Annotated in this window: 14 protein-coding genes; 4 read left to right on the forward strand and 10 right to left on the reverse strand. The window is 67.1% G+C overall.

Annotation, left to right across the window (positions count from 1 at the left end):
- Window positions 1-389 precede the first annotated feature (389 nt).
- On the reverse strand, window positions 390-725 hold the full coding sequence (locus J2X70_RS18960) for a Rieske (2Fe-2S) protein (RefSeq protein ID WP_049469607.1): 336 nt from the start codon (window positions 723-725) through the stop codon (window positions 390-392).
- 178 nt (window positions 726-903) lie between these two features.
- On the opposite strand from J2X70_RS18960, the gene J2X70_RS18965 reads away from it, so the two are divergent.
- The 4 genes from J2X70_RS18965 (at window position 904) to J2X70_RS18980 (ending at window position 4,079) form a co-directional block, all read left to right on the forward strand.
- Entirely contained in the window at window positions 904-1,185 is a 282-nt protein-coding gene (locus J2X70_RS18965) for a hypothetical protein (RefSeq protein WP_025874274.1), read from the forward strand.
- A 70-nt stretch (window positions 1,186-1,255) separates the two neighbouring features.
- Window positions 1,256-1,972 carry a fumarylacetoacetate hydrolase family protein gene (locus J2X70_RS18970; RefSeq protein ID WP_025874273.1) on the forward strand — a complete coding sequence of 239 codons (717 nt, stop codon included), beginning with the start codon at window positions 1,256-1,258 and terminating at the stop codon, window positions 1,970-1,972.
- Between the two features lie 56 nt (window positions 1,973-2,028).
- Window positions 2,029-2,433, forward strand: a complete 405-nt coding sequence (mscL, locus tag J2X70_RS18975; RefSeq protein ID WP_025874272.1) for a large-conductance mechanosensitive channel protein MscL — start codon at window positions 2,029-2,031, stop codon at window positions 2,431-2,433.
- 224 nt (window positions 2,434-2,657) lie between these two features.
- Window positions 2,658-4,079, forward strand: a complete 1,422-nt coding sequence (locus J2X70_RS18980) for a M28 family peptidase (RefSeq protein WP_025874271.1) — start codon at window positions 2,658-2,660, stop codon at window positions 4,077-4,079.
- A gap of 78 nt (window positions 4,080-4,157) precedes the next feature.
- Here J2X70_RS18980 and J2X70_RS18985 read toward each other — a convergent pair whose 3' ends face one another.
- The 9 genes from J2X70_RS18985 to J2X70_RS19025 form a co-directional block, all read right to left on the reverse strand.
- Window positions 4,158-5,609, reverse strand: coding sequence for an alanine/glycine:cation symporter family protein (locus tag J2X70_RS18985; protein WP_309911692.1), 1,452 nt, complete (start codon window positions 5,607-5,609; stop codon window positions 4,158-4,160).
- A 13-nt stretch (window positions 5,610-5,622) separates the two neighbouring features.
- Complete coding sequence (locus J2X70_RS18990; RefSeq protein WP_025874269.1) at window positions 5,623-6,615, reverse strand: hypothetical protein; 993 nt, start codon at window positions 6,613-6,615, stop codon at window positions 5,623-5,625.
- A gap of 209 nt (window positions 6,616-6,824) precedes the next feature.
- Window positions 6,825-7,658, reverse strand: a complete 834-nt coding sequence (locus J2X70_RS18995; protein ID WP_025874268.1) for a TrmH family RNA methyltransferase — start codon at window positions 7,656-7,658, stop codon at window positions 6,825-6,827.
- A complete protein-coding gene (locus tag J2X70_RS19000) occupies window positions 7,651-9,168 on the reverse strand; it encodes an alanine/glycine:cation symporter family protein (protein ID WP_025874267.1) in 1,518 nt (505 codons plus the stop codon). The genes J2X70_RS18995 and J2X70_RS19000 overlap by 8 nt, the downstream gene beginning before the upstream one ends.
- Before the next feature lie 188 nt (window positions 9,169-9,356).
- A complete protein-coding gene (locus J2X70_RS19005) occupies window positions 9,357-9,896 on the reverse strand; it encodes a GNAT family protein (RefSeq protein WP_025874266.1) in 540 nt (179 codons plus the stop codon).
- Window positions 9,889-13,014, reverse strand: a complete 3,126-nt coding sequence (locus J2X70_RS19010; protein ID WP_309911695.1) for an efflux RND transporter permease subunit — start codon at window positions 13,012-13,014, stop codon at window positions 9,889-9,891. Before J2X70_RS19010 ends, J2X70_RS19005 begins: the two co-directional genes overlap by 8 nt.
- Entirely contained in the window at window positions 13,011-14,117 is a 1,107-nt protein-coding gene (locus tag J2X70_RS19015; RefSeq protein ID WP_025874264.1) for an efflux RND transporter periplasmic adaptor subunit, read from the reverse strand. Before J2X70_RS19015 ends, J2X70_RS19010 begins: the two co-directional genes overlap by 4 nt.
- 317 nt (window positions 14,118-14,434) lie before the next feature.
- A complete protein-coding gene (locus J2X70_RS19020; protein WP_309911697.1) occupies window positions 14,435-16,498 on the reverse strand; it encodes a TonB-dependent copper receptor in 2,064 nt (687 codons plus the stop codon).
- 72 nt (window positions 16,499-16,570) lie between these two features.
- Entirely contained in the window at window positions 16,571-17,020 is a 450-nt protein-coding gene (locus J2X70_RS19025; RefSeq protein WP_080150642.1) for a DUF2946 family protein, read from the reverse strand.
- Window positions 17,021-17,263 lie beyond the last annotated feature (243 nt).

Genomic DNA, 17,263 nt, shown 5'->3' on the forward strand with positions numbered 1-17,263 from the left:
CAGGGCTGCGCCCTGCACCCGCAGAGGCAACGACAACGGCAACGGCAACGGCAACGGCAACGGCAACGGCAATGGCAACAGCCTGCATTCCTTGGGATGGCGGGGTGGGTCCGGTTGCGGGGGACGCTGCAAGTACATCCATGTAAGCTCGGTCGCCGCATCCATGCGGCTCACGCCCCTGCAACCGGACCCACCCCGCCTTCGACAGATTTCCGCGCGCTGTGGAAACGGCGTTCTGTGCTGCTGTTGGTAGGTGTCGACCTTAGTCGGCACGGTAGATCCACGCCATGCGTGGATGGATTCCTGGATGTTTCGCTGATGTGGTGGGTTCTGAACTTGGTGGGTACTGAACTTGGTGGGTGCGGACCGTTGGTCCGCACACCGATGCCTCAGGCCAGGTAGACCTGTCCATCCCGCACATCCACCGGCACTGCGCGCAGGCGGTCGCCCTTGCAGGGGCCGGCGATGCAGTCGCCACTGTCCAGCGCGAACGAGGCGCCATGGGCGGCGCAGACCAGATGCCCTTCGCGGCTCTTCAGGAACTGGCCGGGCGCCCAATCCAGGCGGCGGCCCGCGTGCGGGCAGATGTTCAGGAACGCGCGCACCTGTTCACCGTCGCGGTACAGCAGCAGCGACTCGGCATCGCCATCGACCACCGCTTCAACCTCGGCAAACGCACCATCGGCAATGGCATCCAGGGTGATCAGGGCAACAGCGGCAGTCATGGCGAAGGCTCGGACGGAATCGCGCATTGTCGCACGCCTGGTCATGTGACTAGCTGCGACATGAACACAAGTCATTGATCCGTAATAAGCCAAGGCTATATTTAACGAGTTTTTCACTCAATGACAGTGGCACCTGCCGATACTCATGGCTCGCTGATTTCCAGCCTATCGAGCCACCATGTTCAATCGCGATTTCGCCTTCAACCAGTTCCGCACCCTGTTTGCCCCGCGCAAGCCGCGCCATCCGCTGGTGCGCGTTGCCGTGGGCCTGCTCGGCCTGGCGATTCTGGCCGCGATGGTGTTCATCGGCGTATTCGTCGGTGCAGCCATGATCCTGGTGGGCCTGGCGTGGAAGCTGCTGGCTTCGCGCAAGCCCGGCCCGAGCCGCCCGGTCGACCCGAACGTGGTCGAGGGCGAGTACCACGTGGTACGCAAGTCGGCGCTGCCGTCCTCGCGCTGATCGACGCTGCCCGCTGACGGCGGGCCTTGCTGCGTTCTAGACTGCGGGCACTCCCTTCCTGGATGCCCGCATGTCCGATGTCTCCGATGTGATCCCTGCTGCAGCCACGCCGCGTGTACCGGTGGTTGGCGGCGGCAGCTTTCCCGTGCACCGCATCTACTGCGTCGGCCGCAACTTCGCCGACCATGCGCGTGAGATGGGTGCTGCCGTGCCCGCAGCAGATGATCGCGGCCGCCCGATGTTCTTCACCAAGCCGGCCGACGCCATCGTGGTCGGCCACGACGATGTGATCCCCTACCCGCCTGCCACCAGCAACCTGCATCACGAGGTGGAACTGGTGGTGGCGATCGGCCGTGACGCGCCCACCGGCGTGCTGGCCGTGGCCGACGCCGAGGCCCTCGTCTATGGCTATGCCGTAGGCCTGGACCTGACTCGCCGCGACCTGCAGGCGGCCGCCAAGGAGAAGGGCCACCCGTGGGATTCGGCCAAGGGTTTCGATGCCTCTGCACCGATCAGCGAGATCGTGCACGCCGGTGAAGTCGGCGATCTGGCCGCGCTCAATCTGTCGCTGGAGATCAATGGCGAAGTCCGCCAGCAGTCCCTGCTCGACCAGATGATCTGGAACGTGCCGGAGATCCTGCACGAGCTGTCCAAGCTGTGGCAGCTGCGCGCCGGCGATCTGGTGTTCATGGGCACGCCGTCCGGCGTGGCCGCGCTGAAGCCCGGCGACCGTTTCAGTGCACGCCTTGAGAACGTGGCCGAACGCCACGGCGTGATCGCCGGCTGACATCACCTGCGCTACCCTTCGCGCTGTCCCCCCTCGCCCTCAGGAGAAAAACAACAATGGGAATGCTCACCGAGTTCAAGGAATTCGCGATGCGCGGCAACGTCATCGACCTCGCCGTCGGCGTGGTGATTGGCGCTGCCTTCGGCAAGATCGTCACCGCGCTGGTGGAGAAGATCATCATGCCGCCGCTGGGCATGCTGATCGGCAAGGTCGATTTCTCCCAGCTTGCGTGGACACTGTCGCCGGCCAGCATCGGGCCTGATGGCAAGGAAATCCCGGCCGTGGTGATCGGCTACGGTGATTTCATCAACACGCTGATCCAGTTCGTGATCGTGGCGTTCGCCATCTTCCTGGTGATCAAGGTGATCAACCGCCTGTCGCGCAAGAAGGAAGCTGCACCGGCAGCGCCGGCCGAGGAAGTGGTGCTGCTGCGCGAGATCCGCGACAGCCTGAAGAAATAAGATTGGTGGCGCCGGGCCATGCCTGGCGGAACGCCATCTTGCCGCTGCGCTCGCCGGGCATGCCCGGCGCTACCGCAGAGGTCTGCGAAAGCCCCGCTCCGGCGGGGCTTTCGCTTTGCTGCATCTGGCGGAAAACAGCATCCGCGCCGGCCATGACCTCCCGCCCATGCGCGGCGCTGAACGACTGTTAAGCTCCAAGGCTTACACCCTTCCCGGAGCTGTCCATGCGTCGCCGCGTCCTTGCCATCGCATCCTCCCTCGCCCTGCTGGCCGCGCCGGCCTTCGCGGCGCCGCGTGCCACCACCCTGCCGCCGGCTTCGCTGGCCACCGCCGCGCAGCTGCGCGACCAGGCGCTGGCCGATGACACCGGCTGGAAGGTGGTCGAATCGTTGACCACCGAGATCGGCCCTCGCATCGCCGGCAGCGAGGCCGACGCCCGTGCCGTGGCCTGGGCCGAAGCCAAGTTCAAGGCACTGGGTTTTGACAAGGTGTGGAAGGAACCGGTGACCTTCCCGAAATGGGAGCGCCGCAGTGAACACGCCGCCGTGACCGGCAGGAACCCGCAACCGCTGCAGATCACCGCGCTGGGTGGCAGCCCGGGCGGTACGGTCGAAGCCGAGGTAGTGCGGTTTGCCGATCTGGCCGCGCTGCAGGCCGCACCGGCGGGTTCGCTGAAGGGCAAGATCGCCTTCGTCGATTACCAGATGCTGCCGTTCCGCGATGGCCGCGACTATGGCCGTGGCGGCGCGATCCGCAGCAAGGGCCCGTCCGAGGCCATCCGCAAGGGCGCGATCGGTTTCCTGATGCGCTCGGCCGGTACCGATTCGCACCGCGTGCCGCACACCGGCATCACCCGCTTTGATGACGGCCTGACCCCGGTGCCGTCGGCGGCGCTGTCGGTGCCCGACGCCGACCAGCTGGCGCGCCTGCTTGCCCGTGGCGCAACCACGGTGAAGGTCGCACTGGACTGCGGTTGGGATGGCACGGCGACTTCGTACAACGTGATCGGTGAGATCACCGGCCGCACGCTGCCGAAGGAAGTGGTGGTGATCGGTGGACACCTGGACTCGTGGGACCTGGGCACCGGCGCGGTCGATGACGGCGCAGGCGTGGGCATCACCATGGCCGCCGGTCATCTGATCGGCCAGCTGAAGCAGGCGCCGAAGCGCACCATCCGCGTGGTCGCCTTCGCCAACGAAGAACAGGGCCTGTATGGCGGCAAGGCCTACGCCGAGGCGCACGCCAAGGACGTAGCCCTGCACCAGCTGGCCGCCGAGAGCGATTTCGGTGCTGGCCGCATCTACGCCTTCAACACCGGTTCGCCGAACCCGGAAGGCTCGCGCGAGGCAACCAGGCAGATTGCCGAGGTGATGAAGCCGCTGGGCATCGAGTACGCCGCCGACAAGGGCGGCCCGGGGCCCGATGTCGGTCCGCTGGCCGCCAAGGGTGGCGCATGGGCGTGGCTTGCGCAGGATGGCTCGGATTACTTCCACCTGCACCACACCGCCGACGACACCCTCGACAAGATCGATCCGAAGGCGCTGGCGCAGAACGTGGCGGCCTATACCGTGTTTGCCTACCTGGCGGCCGAGGCCGATGGCAACTTCGGTAGCGAAGCCAAGGCAACCACGCCGCCCAACGAGTGAGTCCACTTCCACGCTGTGCGTGGAGTGACTCATGACCGGGTAGCGCCGGGCCATGCCCGGCGCTACCGGCCTGGGTGCTTACTGCGCCCACACGCTGGTATTGCGAACCCCCAGCAGCTTCGGGTTGAACAACGGGTCACGCCCGTGACGCCGGTGATCTTCGTAGTCGCGCAACGCGGCCAGCGCGGGCCTCTGCAGCAGCAGGATGGCGATGATGTTCAGCCAGCTCATCATGCCTACGCCGATGTCGCCCAGCGCCCACGCCACTGTCGCACTGTTCATCGCCGAGTAGCCCGTAGCGGCCAGGAACAGCAGCTGGAAGGTGCCCATCACCCACCCTCGGGGACGATCGCGGCAGAGGTAACTGACGTTGGTTTCGGCCATGTAGTACAGGGCCAGGATGGTGGTGAACGCGAATGGCAGGATCGCCAGCGCGACGAACGACTTGCCGAAGCCGGGCAAGGCCGACTCCACCGCGTGCTGTACGAAGCGTGGCCCTGCTTCCACGCCGGGAAGGTTGCCCAGCAGCAGGCGCGCCTCGTCCGGTACACCGTTCACCGACGGGTCGTAGACGTTGTAGAGCCCGGTGGAGAGAATCAGGAAGGCCGTCGCGCTGCACACGACCATGGTGTCGATGTACACCGAGAACGACTGCACCAGCCCCTGCTTCACCGGGTGCGACACTTCTGCTGCAGCGGCAGGATGCGCGCCACTGCCCATGCCAGCTTCGTTGGACAGCACGCCACGACGCACCCCCCATTGGATCGCGGTCCCGATCATCGCGCCGAATGCGGCGTCGACACCGAAGGCGCTGCGCAGCACCAGGGCGATGACCTCAGGCACGCGCTCGACGTTGAGTACCATCACCACCGCAGTGACCAGCAGATAGGCCACGGCCATCACCGGCACCACCCATTCGGCGACGCGCGCGATGCGACGCACGCCGCCGAGCAGGATCGCCGCCAACACCACCAGCAGCACACCGGTGGTGACCATCACCGGAACGTCCCACGCTTCGTTCACCGCACTGGTGATGGCGTTGGACTGCGTGCCCGCCAGCATCGCCCCCGCCAGCACCGTGACCAGCGCGAACAGCACGGCGTACCAGCGCTGGCCCAGCCCCTTCTCGATGTAGTACGCCGGGCCACCGCGATACTGCCCCTTGGCGTCGCGATCCTTGTAGATCTGCGCCAGGGTGGACTCGATGAACGCGCTGGAGGCACCGAGGAAGGCGACGATCCACATCCAGAAGATCGCGCCCGGACCGCCGAAGGCAATGGCCATGGCGACACCGGCGATGTTGCCCACGCCCACCCGGCTGGACAGCGACAGTGACAACGCCTGGAACGGCGAGACACCGGCATCGGAGCGCTCGTGACGGAACATCAGGCGCAGCATGTCCGGCAGCGCGCGCAACTGCACGAAGCGGGTACGCACGCTGAAGTACAGGCCCGTTGCCAGGCACAGCACTACCAGGTACGGGCTCCAGACAACGGCAAGCACGGCATTGACGATCGATTCGACATTCATCGCAGGGCCCCCATCAGAAGAACATGCCCAGGGCGACCTGGGGACTGATGATGCGGCCGGTATTGCGGCCGGCAACGGTGAATTCGACGCCGGCGATCAGCCCCAGCGACGGGCTGAAGTGGTACTCGACAGCGGGCGCGAAGGTCAGGTTGCGACTGGCCGGGCGGTGTTCGTTGATGGGCCGGACGCCACCTGCAGCGTCGGGCGCGAAACCGGTCAGGCGCTGGCCGGTCTCGCGGCTGGCGGCAACTTCCATCACGCCGACCCAGCGTTCGTTGAAGCTGTATTCGGCGCCCACGGAAAGACCCAGTACCGAGCCCCGCGCGATATGGCCCTGGAAGCCGTCCTCGGTGCCGTACACGCTGGTGCCGGAGATGGCCGTTCGCGATGGCGCCGGCCCCGCGCTGAACTGCGCCCGCCAGCGCAGCGGCCGATCGTTGCCCAGCCACAGCACCTGCTGCACGGCCAACGCGGCGACGGTGCGCTGCACGCCATCACCCTGCGCATCCAGCGGATTGCCGGTGATGCGGTCGTGGCTGCCGGTACTGAAGCGCTGTACCAGGGCAATCGACACCGCCGGCGTGGTGCCATCGGCGCTGGGGGCCTGCAACAGGTATTGCAGGCGCGCGGTGGTATCACCGGCGCGGAAGCCTCGGCTGCGTGCGTTGCCGGATTCGGCGCGTGATGCACTCAGGTTGACCTGGCCGGTCACCCGTTCGCTGAAGCCGTATGCGATGGGCACCACCATCGCCCACGCGCCGCTGCGTTCGCTGCTGCGCTGGCGGTCGCCGTTGTGGTCGAAGGACGAGGAACTGTCGACCCGCACCAGATAGGGTTCGACGTACCAGTGACCCGCCGGCATGCCGGCAGGATTGGGTGTGATCAGCGGGCCGGTGAAGTTGACGCCGTCGAGCGTGCGCTCGTTGGCCTGCGCGGAAACGGCGGCAAGCGCACTGAGTGCCAGTACCAGGCAGACACGCACCGCACTGCGAGGAGGATGATGCATGGGAACCGCTCCTGTACGACGTTGGATGGACTTCCACCCTGCGTCGCCGGGAACGGCACACCAATAAGGAAACTTTCAATTCGTCATGCCTGCTTTGCGCATGGCACTGCCAGGAAAACCGCCAGACGTTGCCCGGCTGCCGGGAAGTCCCGTTCGGCCTGGAACTGCGCTGTGCGGGCACCGGTTTGCGGTGCCCGCAGACACGCCCATCAGCCGCGCTGGCTGACCCACTGCGCCAGCAACACGGCCGTGGCGGAAGCGACATTCAGGCTTTCAACCGCGCCACTGCCGGGAATCGACAGCTGCTGGTCACACTGGCTGGCCAGGCCGCGATCCATGCCTTCGCTTTCCGCGCCCATCACGTAGACCAGGCGGGCCGGCAACGACGCGCGGAACACGTCATCGCCACCCTCGACCAGGGTCGCGGCGAGGCCGAAACCGGCCGCGCGCAGCTGCGCCATCGCTTCTGCATCCTCAGGCAACTGCACCAGCGGCACCGACTCTGCGCCGCCCTCGGCCACGCGTGCGGCCGCGCCGGACAACGCCAGCGTACTGCTGGCCGGCAGCAGCAGCGCCTTGGCGCCGAAGTGCGCGGCAGAGCGCAGGATCGCACCGAAGTTGTGCGGATTACCGACGCCATCCAGCCACAGTGCCAGCGCCGGGCCTTCGCCCAGTTCGGCCAGCCACTGCGCCAGCGGCAACACCGGCGCGCGCAGCACGTCGGCCACCAGGCCTTCATGGTGGGTGGTGGCAGCCAGCTTGTTGAGGTCGCCCTCCTCCACCACGCGATAGCCCACGCGGTTGGCCACGCACCACTTCAGCACCGGCTGCATGCGCGGAATCAGCGATTCCACCAGGTACAGCTTGCGCAGCGCCTGTGGACGCTTGGCGAACAGCGCCTGCACCGCGTTCCATCCGTACAGGCGAAGTTCGTCGTTGCCCCGCCCCGGTGGTGGCGGGGTGCCGCCCTCACGCGGTGGCAGCGGGGTGGCCCGCGGCGGTCGCGACGACGGGCGGCGGGCATTCTTCCAGGGATCATTCACTACGGGACAACTCCAGCTTGCGTTGACGCCAGAAATCGGCGTTCTTGATGCCCAGGGCATCGGGGTCGAAGATCGGGTCGAGACCGAGCTTCTTCTGTCGTTCGTAATCGCGCAGGGCCAGCATGGCCGGCTTCTGCACGATGAGGATGGCGATGATGTTCAGCCAGGCCATCAGGCCCACGCCGATATCACCCAGCGCCCAGGCCAGGGTGGCGTTGTGGAAGGCACCGAACACCACCATGCCGATGATGCCCAGGCGCAGCAGCAGCACGGTGAGCGGCCGGCGCTTGTTGTGGTTGACGTAGGTCAGGTTGGTTTCGGCCATGTAGTAATAGGCCATGATCGTGGTGAAGGCGAAGAAGAAGATCGCTACCGACACGAAGGCCGAGCCCCAGCCCGGCAGCACCGCTTCCACACCCGCCTGCGCGTAGCCCGCACCTTCGGGAATGCCGGCCAGGCCCTGGAAGATCGGCGCGGCGCCGGCGACCGGCGAATACACGTTGTAGGTGCCGCTGGCCAGGATCAGGAAGGCGGTGGCGGTGCACACCATCATGGTGTCGAAGTAGATGGCGAACGCCTGCACGTAGCCCTGCTTGGCCGGGTGCGAGACCTCCGAGGCCGCCGCAGCGTGCGGACCCGAGCCCTGGCCGGCCTCGTTGGCGTAGATGCCGCGCTTGATGCCCCACTCCACCGCCAGGCCCATCATCGCGCCGAACGCGGCATGGGTACCGAACGCGCTCTTGAAGATGATGCCGAACATTTCCGGCACGCGGTCGTAGTTGATGATCATGATGACGATGGCCATCAGGATGAAGCCGGCGGCCATGAACGGCACCACCACTTCGGCGAAGTTGGCGATGCGCTTGACGCCACCGAAGATCACCACGCCCAGCAGCAGGGCGACGACGATGCCGATGCCCAGCTTCAGCGCCTGCGCCGATTCCATGCCGAAGGCCTGGCCATCGAGCGGACCGCACAGCGCGGTACCACGGCAGGCGTTGATGACGCTGTCGGCGATCGCATTGGCCTGCACGCCGGGCATCAGGAAGCCGGCGGCGATGATCGTGGCGATGGCGAAGGCCATGGCATACCACTTCAGGCCCATCGCTTTTTCGATGTAGTAGGCCGGGCCACCGCGGTAGCGGCCTTCGGCATCCTTGGTCTTGTAGATCTGCGCCAGGGTGCATTCCACATACGAGGTGGAGGCGCCGAGGAAGCCCATCACCCACATCCAGAAGATCGCGCCGGGGCCGCCGAAGGCGATGGCGGTGGCCACGCCGGCGATGTTGCCGATGCCCATGCGGCCGGCCATCGACATGGCCAGGGCCTGGAACGAGGACACGCCGGCGTCGGACTTCTCACCGGACACGGTGAGGCGGCACATCTCGACGAAACCACGGATCTGCATGAAGCGGGTGCGCAGGCTGAAGAACAGGCCGGCGGCCAGGCACATGAAGATCAGCGCCTTGCTCCAGATGATGCTGTTGATGAAATGTACGGTAGCTTCCACGCGCGCTCTCTCCAGTCGGCGGGTTGTGAGGACGTCCCGTCGGCTGGAAGGGACCGGTCGATTCTCCCTGATCGAAGGTCGCTGCGATAGCGCCGGATGTGGGGGCGTGTTCTCCGCCGGGCATGGCCCGGCGCTACCGGGTATGCCGGCCGCACCACGGGTAGCGCCGGGCCATGCCCGGCGACCTATCAGGGCAGCTGCCTGCGTACCCGGGCGAAGCGGCGCAGGTCATGCAGGACGCCGCGCTTGTAGACGGCGCAGCGCTCCACGCCCTCCTCCTGGAAACCGTTCTTTTCCAGTACCCGGGCCGAGCCCAGGTTGAAGTCGACCACCGTGGCCTGCAGCCTGAACAGGCCAAGCTCATCCATCACCCAGGGCGCGAACAGGCCGACCACAGCGGTCATCAGGCCCTGCCCCCAGTGGGCCTGGCCGAGCCAGTAGCCCAGTTCCGCGGTATGCCCGCGCTCGGCCACGCCCTGCTGGGCGCCAACGCTGCCACAGGCCTGGCCCTCTATCTCGATGGCCAGGTTCAGCGTGCCTGGCGCCAGTACGCGCCCGCCCAGGAAAGCTTCGCCATCCTCGCGGGTGTACGGATACGGGAAGCGGTCACGCAGCCCACGCGAGACGTCCGCGTCGTTGGCGTGATGCAGCAGCGACTGCAGGTCATCACTGCGCCAGGGGCGCAGCAGGAAGCCTGCGCCGTGCAGGATCCGCGCCGGCTCAGGCATGACCACCCACCGACGGCGAGTCGGCCTCCTGCTTCTCCAGCTCGCGCTTCACCGCCTCCGGCGAGCGGGTGTACGGGGCCAGCCGCGCGTAGAACGCCGGCACCACGAACAGCGACAGGAAGGTGGACAGGGTGACGCCGAAGATGATCACGATGCCGATGGTGCCACGGCTGGCCGAGCCCGGGCCACCGGCCACCACCAGCGGGATGGCGCCGACCACGGTGGCGATCGAAGTCATCAGGATCGGACGCAGGCGCACCATCGCCGATTCGATGATCGCTTCGCGCACGCTGCGGCCATCGTCGCGCAGCTGGTTGGCGAATTCGACGATCAGGATGCCGTTCTTGGCCGCCAGGCCGACCAGCATGACGATGCCGATCTGGCTGAACAGGTTCACCGTGCCGCCACTCAGCCACAGGCCAACCAGCGCGCCGAGCACGCCCAGCGGCACGGTCAGCATGATCGTCAGCGGGTGGATGAAGCTCTCGAACTGCGCGGCCAGCACCAGGTACACCACCAGCAGGGCCATGGCGAAGGTCAGCAGCACCGCGCCGCCCGCACTCTGGTACTCGCGCGATTCGCCCTTCCAGTTCACCTGCGCGTACTGCGGCAGCTCTTCGCCGGTCACCTGCTGGGCCCAGGCGATGGCCTCGCCCAGCGGATAACCCGGTGCCAGGCCGGCACTGATGGTGATCGAGCGCAGGCGGTTGAAGCGGTTCAGGGTTCCGGCCTCGGCCACTTCGCTCAGCGTGACCAGGTTGGACAATGGCACCAGCTCGCCAGAGGGCGCACGCACGCGGATAGCGGCCAGATCGGCGGGGCTGGCGCGGCCATCACGGCCGGCCTGCACCAGCACGTCGTACTCCTCGCCGTTGTCGACGAAGGTGGTGACGCGGCGCGAGCCCATCATCGTTTCCAGCGCCGAACCGATCGCGGTGACCGGCACGCCGAGGTCGGCCGCACGCTGGCGGTCGATGTTCACCCGCATCTGCGGACGGGTTTCCTTGTAGTCCGAGTCCGGGCCGACCAGGCCGGGGTTGTCGGCCATGCGCAGCAGGATGCGATCCCGCCACTGCGCGATCTCGGCGTATTCCGGGCCACCCAGCACGATCTGGAACGGCTGCCCGCCACTGCGCACCAGGCCGCCACCGACCTGGGTACGTACGCGCACGCCACGGATGGTGTCCAGTTCCTTCTGCAGTTCGTTGGCGACTTCCGGCGTGCCTTCGCTGCGCTGACGCCACGGCTGCAGGAACACGCTGACGCGGCCAGTGTGCATTTCCTCGCTGGCGCCGAAGCCGCCGGGCACGCGCGGGTTGGCGCGCACGATCGGCTTGTCCGCGCCCACGTGCGGTGCCAGCAGCGCTTCGACCTGCTGCACCTGCTGCACGGTGTAGTCGTAGCCGGCGCCTTCCGGGCCGTCGATCATGATCTGGAACGAACCACGGTCTTCGGCCGGGGCCAGTTCCGAAGGCAGCACTTTGATCAGCAGCCAGCTGGCCGCCAACGCAGCGGCCATCACCAGCAGGTAGATCCACGTGCGATCGACATGATGATCGAGCACGCGGCCGTAGGCGCCGGCCAGGCGTTCCAGATTGCGGTTGATGAAGCCGTGCAGCCCGCGCGGTGCCTGCCCGGTATGCGGCTTGAGCAGCTTGGAGGCCATCATCGGCGTCAGCGTCAGCGCGACGAACGCCGACAGCGCGACAGCGGCGGCCAGGGCTACCGCCAGTTCACGGAACAGGCGCCCGGTATTGCCTTCCAGGAAGCCGACCGGCAGGAATACCGCCACCAGCACGGCGGTGGTGGCGATCACCGCGAACGCCACCTGCGCGGTACCCCGCTTGGACGCCACCAGCGGCGGTTCGCCCAGGTCGATGCGGCGCTGCACGTTTTCCACCACCACGATCGCGTCATCCACCACCAGGCCGATGCACAGCACCAGCGCGAGCAGGGTCAGCAGGTTGATCGAGAAATCGAACGCGTACAGCGCGATGAATGCCGCCACCAGGCATACCGGCACGGTGACCGCAGGAATCAACGCCGCGCGGAAGCTGCCGAGGAACAGCCAGATCACCGCCAGCACCAGGATCATCGCCTCCACCAGGGTCGCGTACACGCGGTCGACGGCAGCCTCGATGAAGGTGGTGTTGTCGAAGGCAACGAAGATCTGCGTGCCCTTGGGCAGGGTCAGCGCGACACGTTCGGCCTCGGCGCGCGCGGTGCGCGCTACATCCAGTGAATTGGCAGTGGAGGTCTTGACGATGCCCAGGCCGATGCCGGGTTCGCCGTTGCTGCGGTAGTAGGCGCGACGCTCGGCCGAGGCCAGCTCGATCTTCGCCACATCGCCCATGCGCACCACATAGCCATCACTGCCCTTGCCCAGCGGGATGGTCGCGAAGTCTTCCGGCTTGATGTAGTTGCGCTCCACGCGCAGGGTGAAATCGCGGTCGGTGGATTCGATGCGGCCGGCCGGCAGTTCCACGTTCTCGTTGCGCAACGCGGTTTCCACATCGCCGGTGGTCAGCCCACGTGCGGCCAGCTGGTCGCGGTCCAGCCAGATGCGCATGGCATAGCGCTGGCGGCCACCGATGCGGACCTGGGCCACGCCATCGAGGCTGGAGAAGCGGTCGACCACGTAGCGGTCGGCGTAGTCGCTCAGTTCCAGCGTATCCATGGTCGAGGAGACCATGTTGAACCAGATGATCGGGTCGGCATCGCTCTCGACCTTGGCGATCTCCGGTGGCCGTGCCTCCTCGGGCATGCGGTCGGCCACGCGGCTGACCGCGTCGCGCACGTCGTTGGCCGCCGCTTCGATATCACGGTTGGAGGTGAATTCGATGCTGACCTGCGAGCGGCCGTTGGTGCTGCGCGCGTTGATCGTATCGATGCCTTCGATGCCGGCCAGCGCGTCTTCCAGCACCTGGGTGATGCGGCTCTCGATGACCGCTGCCGAGGCGCCGGTGTAATCCACCGAGACCGAAACGATCGGCGGATCGATGGCCGGCAGTTCGCGCAGCGTCAACCGGGTGAAGGACATCACGCCCAGCACCAGCAGCAACAGACTCATCACCACGGCAAACACCGGCCGCTGGATGGAGATGTCGGACAGCTTCATCCGCCGTGACCCTCGGCGGCTGCAGGTGCTTCAACCGTCGCCGGCTGCGCGCCGCTGGCGGGCGCGGCGTCGGAGGCTGCCACCTTCAGGCCCGCCCGCAGCTTGCCGGTGCCGTCCACCACGATGCGCTGGCCTGCCTGCAGGCCCTGCTTGATCTCGACCACGCCGGCGCGGCGTGCACCGGTGACCACGTCCACGCGTTCGACGGTGTCATCGGCCTTGATGCGGTACATGAAGCTGTCGCGACCGACCTGCACCACCGCGATTTCCGGCACTACCAAGGCCGGTCGATCAGGATGGAACAGGCGCACGTCGAGCAGCATGCCCGGCCGCAGCGCATGGTCGCCATTGGCGAAGTCGGCACGCACGGTCACCGCACGAGTGGCCGGGTCGATGCGTGCATCGATGGTGCTGACCTCGCCCTCGAAGGTGCGGCCCGGCCAGGCCACGCTGGTGGCCTGCACCTTGTCGCCGGTGGTCAGCGACGCCAGTTCCACTTCCGGCACCTGGAAATCGACGTGCATGCGCTCGACGTCGTCGAGGGTGGCGATCACCGTGGTCGGCGTCAGCAGCGTGCCCGGGCTGATCTGGCGGATGCCGAGGACGCCGGCGAACGGCGCGCGCACGCGACGGTCGCCGATGTCCGACTGCATCTGTGCCACCCGCGCTTCGGCTGCGTCGCGGATCGACTTCTGCGTGTCCAGGGTCGCACTGGATACCAACCGCTGCGCCGCCAGTTCGCGCTGGCGCTTGTACAGCTGGTCGGCTTCGCGGAAGGTCGCCTGCGCCTGCACCAATGCGGCCTCCTGGGCCTGCCCGCGCAGTGTCACGAGGGGCGCACCGGCGGCGACCTGCTGGCCACTTTCAAAGTGCACGCGCTCGACGATCTCGCTCACCTTGGCGGTCACGCTGATCGACTCGCGCGCCTTGGCCGTGCCCAGCGCCTGCAGCGTGTCGTTCCACTGCACCGCCTGCACGACCTGCGCGGTGACCGGCACGGCTTCGCCCTGCCGACGCGCGGCGGCCTCCTGTTTGCCTGCGCACCCGGCCAGCACGGCCAGGCTGAGGCCAAGGGCCAGGGTCGAAGCGATACGAGCCAACATGAAGCGTCCTGAGTGGTACACGGCCGCCGAGTGTAGGCAAGGCCCCGCAAAAGCGGTATGTGCCAAGCGTTTACCGGCGTGGAACGGGGGCTGCGATAGCGCCGTGTGCCCATTCCATGCAGGGGGCACCGACGCAGTGTCGGCGTATGTCGGGATGTATCAGGCCATCCCGCCAGGGGCGATGCCGTCGTACAGTCGAGGGGCCTGGCCGAGGGCGCCGGGCGGGGTCGGAACCTGGCGGGGATCCGACCCCGTTTTCTTTGGACGCAGGCCTTCTTTGCCCGGCGCACCGGTAGCGCCGGGCCATGCCCGGCGGATCAATACCGGTAGTTCACCTTCATCCACAGGCTGCGGCCGGGCTCGTTGATGCGCACAGGGTCAGCGGGGAAGCCGAAGTCGGCGCTGCCGGCCAGGTTCAGATGCTCGCTGTAGGCACGGTCGAACAGGTTGTCGACACCGGCGCTGAGCTGCAGCTGCGAACTGAAACGATAGGCCGCGTTGAGCGCCAGCGTGGCAAAGCCGCTGCTCGGCCCGAGGTCCTGCGCGACCACGTTGCCCTGCCCGTCCGCGACCCGATGCTGATGGGTGACCGCGCGCACCAGCGCACCGGCACTCCAGCGCTGGCCTTCCCAGTCAGCGCTCAAGCGTGCTTCCAGCGGCGGCATCTGCGGCAACGGTCGATGCTGATCGCGGTTCTCGCCCCAGGCATAGGCCAGGGTGCCCCCCAGCTTCCATTGCTCGTCCAGCCGCAGCTGCAGGCCGGCCTCGGCACCGGCGATGCGCGCCTGCACATTGTCAGCCTGGCTCATGCCCATCATGCCGCTGCCGCGATAGGTGAACAGGATGTAGTCCTCGATCTGCCCCGCATAGGCCGAGACCCAGGCCTGCACGCGCGGGCCCTTGTATTGCAGACCGACGTCGAGCTGGGTGGTGCGCTCGGGCTGGATGCCAGCGAACGCGTTCACCGCACCTGCCGGCCCCTGATCGGGCGAGAACAGTTCCCAGTAGTCGGGCATGCGCTGGCTGTGGCCCAGCCCGGCATACCAGGTCAGGCCGTCGGCAAGGTCCTGTTCGTAGCGCAGGAAACCACTGCCCAGCCATTCCCTGCGGCGCTGGCCGGCGGTGGGATTGGGCATGGCCATCATCATGCCGCCGATGTCGGCACGCGCATCGCGCACGCTGGCACGATCGATGCGCAGCCCGCCGATCCAACGCTGCCCGGTGTCCACGCCAAGGGTCAGTTCGGTGAATGCACCGTAGCGGCGGAAATCGGCGTCGGTGTTCCAGTCCGCCTGCTTGTAGGTATCGCGCCCCATGCCCATGCGGCCGCGATGCCGGCTGTCTTCGCCGTCGATGCCGGCCACCAGCTGCACGTCCTGCCAGCGCCATTCGGCGCTGATGCGCCCGCCCTGCGTGCGGCGAACCACGTTCGACGCCATCGGCATCGGCATCATGCTGTGTGGGTTCGGCGTACGCAGCGTGTAGTTGTCCATCACGTGGTCGGCTTCGTTGTAGTACACGTTCGCCTGCAGCGTGTCCCACGCCCCGGGCAGATTGCGCTTCTCGAAGCGTGCGGCGTAACTGGTGCGTTCGAACGCGGCACCATCCATGCCGCGCCCCGCGTAGCGCGCGATCGCATCGCCGGCACCGGCGGAGACCTCCAACAGGGTATCGGCGTCAGGCGTCCAACCCACCGCTACGTCGCCATTCCACTTGCGCCATTTCGACGGAACCACATCGCCGTTGCCGTCCTTGTAGTCATCGGCTTCGGAGCGATTGCCGCTGGCACGCACGTAGCCCGTTGGATTGCCCAGGGTCAGGTCCAGCACCTGGTCGTTGCGGTTGCGTGAGCCGACCAGCGCACTGGCATCGGCACGCAGCCCGGGCGCATCGAAACGCGGGGTATCACGCTCGAAACGCACGGTGCCCGCAGAGGCACCCGCGCCCCAGCGCACGCTCTGCGGGCCCTTGATGATGGTCAGCCGGTCAAAGCTCTCCGGCGATATGTAGGACAGCGGGTTGTCCATGCGCGAGGGACACGCGCCAATCAGATTGCCATCGTTGCTGAGGATGTTCAGGCGCGAACCGAACATGCCACGCAGCACCGGGTCGCCGTTGGTGCCGCCGTTGCGGATGGCGGAGAAGCCGGGAACGGTCTTCAGGTAATCGGCGCCATCGCTGGCTGGCACAGGCTGCCGCGGCAGGCGCGGATCGGTCACCCAATGCAGCGGCGAGGACGGCGCGGCGGCGGTGACCACCAGCGTATCCAGCGTCCGCGCTTCTTCAGCGGGCGCGGCATGGGCGAAGGGGGCAGCCAGGGCAGCGCCAAGCGCAAACGGCAGGCGCGCACGGGCGCCCGCAGCGGGGAAAGTCATTTTCATGGAAACAGCTCCAAGGTACGCACGCGCGCACGACGCCCTTGCAGGCCTCGTGCGGCGGATTCGATAGGGAAATCAGCGGACGGTGGAGATCAGCGGCGGGCCACGCGCGGCATGTGCCGGCCAATGCAGCAGCGGCAGTCGCGGCTGCGACCATGGGAACATCGGCTTCGGCCGCCACAGCAAGGGCAGCAGAAGCACCAGCACGGCCAGCCACGGCAGCAGGCGCATGGCCAGCACGCAGTACTCGCAGGCCTCCCCGTGCATGGCGTGCGGATCGGCGGGCGGGGTCGGATCCCTTTGCCCCGGCAAAGGGCTCTGACCCTCAGCCATGTCGCCGTGATGCATGTGGGCATGGTCCATGCCGCCATGCATTGTGGATGGGGTCAGAGCCCTTCCCTGTGGTGAGGGGATCTGACCCTGCGGCGCCTGCAGCGCGCGGCTGACCAGCGGCGCAAGCACCATCAACAGCGTCGCGATGAAGGCGAGCTGGAGCAGGGTTCGACGCAGGCAGCCGGTACGGATCACCGCGCTAGTGTAGAGGTGCCTCCAGAAGGCACCGTGCGACGAACCGTCGCAGGAGGGGGTTTATCGGCAGGGCTGCGCCCTGCACCCGCAAAGGCCACGTCCACGGCAAGAGCCGAAGCAACATCAAAAGCTGGCTTCCTGTGGGTAGGCGGGGTGGGTCCGGTTGCGGGGGCCGCTGCAAGTACGTCCATGTAAGCTCGGTCGCCGCATCCATGCGGCTCACGCCCCCGCAACCGGACC

Source organism: Stenotrophomonas sp. 1337 (genome assembly GCF_031455455.1).
GTDB lineage: Bacteria > Pseudomonadota > Gammaproteobacteria > Xanthomonadales > Xanthomonadaceae > Stenotrophomonas > Stenotrophomonas indicatrix.

Excerpts from the sequence above, each read along its gene's own strand:
- J2X70_RS18985 (WP_309911692.1), bottom strand. The coding sequence starts at position 5,609 with ATGAATGTCGAATCGATCGTCAATGCCGTGCTTGCCGTTGTCTGGAGC.
- J2X70_RS18965 (WP_025874274.1), top strand. The coding sequence starts at position 904 with ATGTTCAATCGCGATTTCGCCTTCAACCAGTTCCGCACCCTGTTTGCC.
- J2X70_RS19010 (WP_309911695.1), bottom strand. The coding sequence starts at position 13,014 with ATGAAGCTGTCCGACATCTCCATCCAGCGGCCGGTGTTTGCCGTGGTG.
- J2X70_RS18960 (WP_049469607.1), bottom strand. The coding sequence starts at position 725 with ATGACTGCCGCTGTTGCCCTGATCACCCTGGATGCCATTGCCGATGGT.
- J2X70_RS18970 (WP_025874273.1), top strand. The coding sequence starts at position 1,256 with ATGTCCGATGTCTCCGATGTGATCCCTGCTGCAGCCACGCCGCGTGTA.
- J2X70_RS18980 (WP_025874271.1), top strand. The coding sequence starts at position 2,658 with ATGCGTCGCCGCGTCCTTGCCATCGCATCCTCCCTCGCCCTGCTGGCC.
- J2X70_RS19020 (WP_309911697.1), bottom strand. The coding sequence starts at position 16,498 with ATGAAAATGACTTTCCCCGCTGCGGGCGCCCGTGCGCGCCTGCCGTTT.
- J2X70_RS18990 (WP_025874269.1), bottom strand. The coding sequence starts at position 6,615 with ATGCATCATCCTCCTCGCAGTGCGGTGCGTGTCTGCCTGGTACTGGCA.
- mscL (WP_025874272.1), top strand. The coding sequence starts at position 2,029 with ATGGGAATGCTCACCGAGTTCAAGGAATTCGCGATGCGCGGCAACGTC.
- J2X70_RS19005 (WP_025874266.1), bottom strand. The coding sequence starts at position 9,896 with ATGCCTGAGCCGGCGCGGATCCTGCACGGCGCAGGCTTCCTGCTGCGC.
- J2X70_RS19015 (WP_025874264.1), bottom strand. The coding sequence starts at position 14,117 with ATGTTGGCTCGTATCGCTTCGACCCTGGCCCTTGGCCTCAGCCTGGCC.